We start from the raw sequence: 3,889 nt of genomic DNA, 5'->3' as shown, positions 1-3,889 counted from the left end.
AATGCCGATGATGATGCCTAGCATCGTCAAAATCGATCTTAGTTTATGCGAAAATATCGCGCTAATCGACATTTTAAAGCTTTCGATGAGCTGGTCTTTGCAAAATATAAAGGAATTTTTCGTTTTGATCTGCTCTTTTTTGCGCTCAAAAACCCGTTCCGCCTTTCTTTTATCGCTTAAAATTCTGCCGTCTTTTATCTCGATGATACGATCCGCAAATTCCGCAATATGCGCATCGTGCGTAACGATAATGATGGTATGTCCCTCTTTGTGCAGCGCCGTTAAAATTTGCATCACCGTCTCGCCGCTTTTGCTATCGAGCGCACCGGTAGGCTCGTCTGCCAAAATCACTTCGCCGCCGTTTATCAGAGCGCGGGCGATACTTACGCGCTGCTGCTGCCCGCCGCTAAGTTTACTCGGTAAATTTTTGGTGCGATCGCCAAGCTCCAGCTTATTCAAAAGCTCCACAGCTCGTTTCGTCCGTTCGCTCGCCCCTACGCCCGCATACACCGCAGGCAGCGAGACGTTTGCGGTCGCATCCATCGTAGCGATGAGATTGTATTTTTGAAAGACGAAGCCGAATTTTTTACTTATAAGTGCTGCGAGCTCGTCGCCGCTTAAATTCGCGGTCTCGCGACATTCGATCTTGTAGCTTCCGCTGCTTGGCGTATCGATGCAGCCGATTATGTTCATCAGCGTGGATTTTCCGCTTCCGGATTGCCCGATTATCGATATAAACTCGCCCGCTTCGATATTTAAACTTACGTCTTTTAGGACGTGGATTTCGTTATCGCCGAGAATGAATTTTTTGTTTATATCTTTAAGCTCTAGCATCTTTGCACCATAAAATTTTAACTAAAACACCATCGGAGGCCCGTCCATATTTAACGGCGCGGCTTTTCCGTCAGCGATAAGCACCTCATCTTTTTCATCCAAACCGCTTAAAATTTCAGTATTCAAATCGTCGCTGACGCCCGTTTTTACGTATCGCTGCTCAGGCTCTTTGCCGTTAAGCACCGTGACGTAATCGCCTTTCGCGTCGCGCTTGATAACCGAGGTAGGTAGGTAGCTCGTATTGTTCGCTTCGCTTACGATTATGTTGTTTTCGGTCGTCATACCGATCTTTAAAAAATCGTTTTCGTTATCCACGAGCATCTTTGCGTAAAAATAGATCGCGCTGTCGCTACTACTGGAGGATGAAGAGCCGCTGGAAGTTTTATCGTAAGTCCCGTCGCTAAGCGTGGTAAGACCGGGATCGATCTTGTAAATTTTAGCCTTTTTGATATTATCCAGATCCGATAGTATGGAGTATTCTACGTCCATTCCGACCTTTACTTTGGATATATCGCCCTCTGCGATTTGCATCTTGATCTCCATCTTGCTCAGATCGGCGATCTTTACGATCGTAGGCGTAGTTTGGTTGGAATTTACCGTTTTGCCCTCCTCTACCGGCATGGAAACGATCGTGCCGCTTATCGGAGCCGTGATTTTAGTATAGTCAAAATTCGTCTCCGCCGTGCTTAGCTGAAGTTTCGTCTGCTCGATCTGCGCCTCGATCTGCTTCTGCTCAGCCTCTTTTAAAGCGGCACTATTTTTGGCGTTTTCCACAGCCTCTTTAGAAGCGGCGTTTCTTTTATATAGCTCAAGCTCGCGATTATACTGCGTTTTGGCGTTTTCCGCGGCAATCTTTGCCGAAGCCAAATTTGCCTCGTGGATCAGAAGCTGCGCCTTTTGCTGCGCAATCTCGTTTTCTTGCGTGACTGAGTCGATCTGCGCTATCATATCGCCTTTTTGAACCTTATCGCCTACTTTGACGTAGAGCTTTTTGATCTGACCGCTTACCTGCGCGCCCACGTCGACCAAATCCCTGGCATAAACCTCGCCTGCAGCCGTCACCGTGCCTCTAATATCACCCTTTTCAAGCCTTGTGGTAAGAGCCTTCGGCGCCTCTTCTTGCTTAAAAAATTTACCGTATAAGAAATATATCGCAATAAAAATAAGTACGATAAAGACGATAAATTTCAAGGTTTTTTTCATTTTGCCAACTTCAAATAAAATAAGGGCTAATTCTAATGTAAAAATATAAAATTTTAGTTAAATACTAAATTCTTTGCTCGCGCACGGCGTAAAATTTCATGATCTTTTTATGTAAAATTAGCGAAACGTAGATCAGCGCTGAGCCCGCAAGTAGGCGCGCCAGATCGGCATCCTTTTGCCAAAATACCAAATTTACGACGATCGCTGCGGGAATGAGCGCGTTATTCATAATCGCAAGCACGCCGCTATCGACTTCGCACGCGCCTTTGTTCCACAAAAAATACCCTAAAGCGCTAGCTACCGTGCCCAGATACACGATCACCGCGCCTTGCGAGAAGCTAGGATTAAATTTAGAAAAATCCCCGAGCACGATCGCGGCAATCGCCGTAACCGCGGTAGCCCCCACGAAAAAGTAGCCGAAAAGCTCCTTCTGCTCGCTAAAGCCGTGGCGCTCCAGCATAAATTTATACGCGCTCTGTCCGAGCCCGAAGCATAAATTTGCGCCTTGCACGAGCAAGAAACCCGTCAAAAACTCGGAATTTATCGCGCCGAATTTGATCACCAAGGCACCTAGCACCGCGACAGCGACGCTGAAAAGATATAGCGCGCGAAATCTAAGCTTAAGCGCGTCGTAAAGCAACGTCACGTAAAACGGAGTAAATATCGTAAAAAGCGCGACTTCATAGACCTTCAAATACGCAAAGCTGCGGTAGTAGAAGATATACATCACGCCGATCTGCACGGCGCCCACGGCGCAAATTTTAAGCGCCAGGGCGGGATTTACGCCACGAAATTTCATGAACGGTAAAAAGCAAATTAGCGCCAACGATACGCGCGAAAATGCCAAATACGCGCTGTCTATGCCGCGCAAAAACTCGCCTATCAGCGAGAAACTAAAAGCCCAAATACAAGTAACCAAAATCAGTTTTTTCAAAACGTCCGCCTAAGCTTTAAAATTTGAGCGGAATTTTATAAAATTTTAGTTGAATTTGGGATTTAAATTTCGTCCGCGCGGGATAAATTTAGGTTTTTATTTATTTTAAATGTGTTAAAATTATCCGATTTTTGAAATTTAAGGGTAAAAATGAACGACGTTTCGGTTATAGTTCTTGCCGCAGGACTCGGCACTCGGATGAAGTCGCAAAAAGCTAAAGTTCTTTTCGAGCTTTGCGGCGAGCCGATGATAATCCACATCCTAAAGAAAGCTTACGAAATTTCAAACGACGTGAGCGTGATTTTACACTATCAATTTGACGAGGTTAAAAGCGCAGTTCTAGCGCACTTTCCAAACGCTAAAATCTACAAACAAGACCACGAGCATTTCCCCGGCACTGCAGGCGGACTAAAAGAGGTCGAAATCAGCGGAGCCAAAACGCTCATAATCTGCGGCGATATGCCTTTGGTAAAAAGCGCCGAGCTTCGCAAACTCTGCGAGGGGGACGCGGAAGTAAATCTAAGCGTTTTTAGCGCGCGCGATCCTTTCGGATACGGTCGAGTAATTACTCGCGGCGGCGAAATTTTAAAGATCGTAGAGCAAAAGGACGCAAGCGAGGAAGAAAAGGCGGTAAAAGACGCAAACGCCGGCTGCTACTGCTTCAAAAGCGAGGCGCTAAAACAGATCCTGCCGCAGATTAAACCAGATAACGCACAAAAAGAATACTACCTCACAGACGCGATCAAAATCGCCAAAGATATGGGCTTAAAATGCTCCGCCGTGTGGGTGGATGAGCAAAGCTTCATGGGCATAAACGATAAGCTCGCCCTCAGCATCGCCGAAAATTTAATGCAAAACGAGATCAAAGAAAATTTGATGAAGCAAGGCGTTTTGATGCGCCTGCCGCAAAGTATCTAC

General features: G+C 46.0%; 4 protein-coding genes. 1 reads left to right on the top strand and 3 read right to left on the bottom strand.

Going from position 1 to position 3,889, the window contains the following annotated elements; translation table 11 throughout:
• The 3 genes from Q0256_RS00430 to Q0256_RS00420 all read right to left on the bottom strand — a co-directional run.
• Nucleotides 1–834 (bottom strand): ABC transporter ATP-binding protein (locus Q0256_RS00430; protein ID WP_297959013.1); only part of this gene is annotated, 834 nt, incomplete at its 3' end.
• A gap of 21 nt (nucleotides 835–855) precedes the next feature.
• On the bottom strand, nucleotides 856–2,037 hold the full coding sequence (locus tag Q0256_RS00425; protein ID WP_297959011.1) for an efflux RND transporter periplasmic adaptor subunit: 1,182 nt from the start codon (nucleotides 2,035–2,037) through the stop codon (nucleotides 856–858).
• A 64-nt stretch (nucleotides 2,038–2,101) separates the two neighbouring features.
• Nucleotides 2,102–2,971 (bottom strand): EamA family transporter, encoded by an 870-nt coding sequence (locus Q0256_RS00420; protein ID WP_297926639.1) that lies wholly within the window; start codon nucleotides 2,969–2,971, stop codon nucleotides 2,102–2,104.
• Between the two features lie 150 nt (nucleotides 2,972–3,121).
• Here Q0256_RS00420 and Q0256_RS00415 point away from each other — a divergent pair.
• A partial coding sequence (locus Q0256_RS00415; protein WP_297959009.1) for an NTP transferase domain-containing protein occupies nucleotides 3,122–3,889 on the top strand: 768 nt, incomplete at its 3' end.

Source organism: uncultured Campylobacter sp. (assembly GCF_937949835.1).
Lineage (GTDB): Bacteria > Campylobacterota > Campylobacteria > Campylobacterales > Campylobacteraceae > Campylobacter_B.
The sequence above is the reverse complement of the archived record's forward strand: the minus strand, read 5'-3'. Positions and strand labels throughout refer to the sequence as shown.

What these genes read in the sequence shown, in the direction of transcription:
- Q0256_RS00425 (WP_297959011.1), bottom strand. Translation starts at nt 2,037, where the DNA reads ATGAAAAAAACCTTGAAATTTATCGTCTTTATCGTACTTATTTTTATT.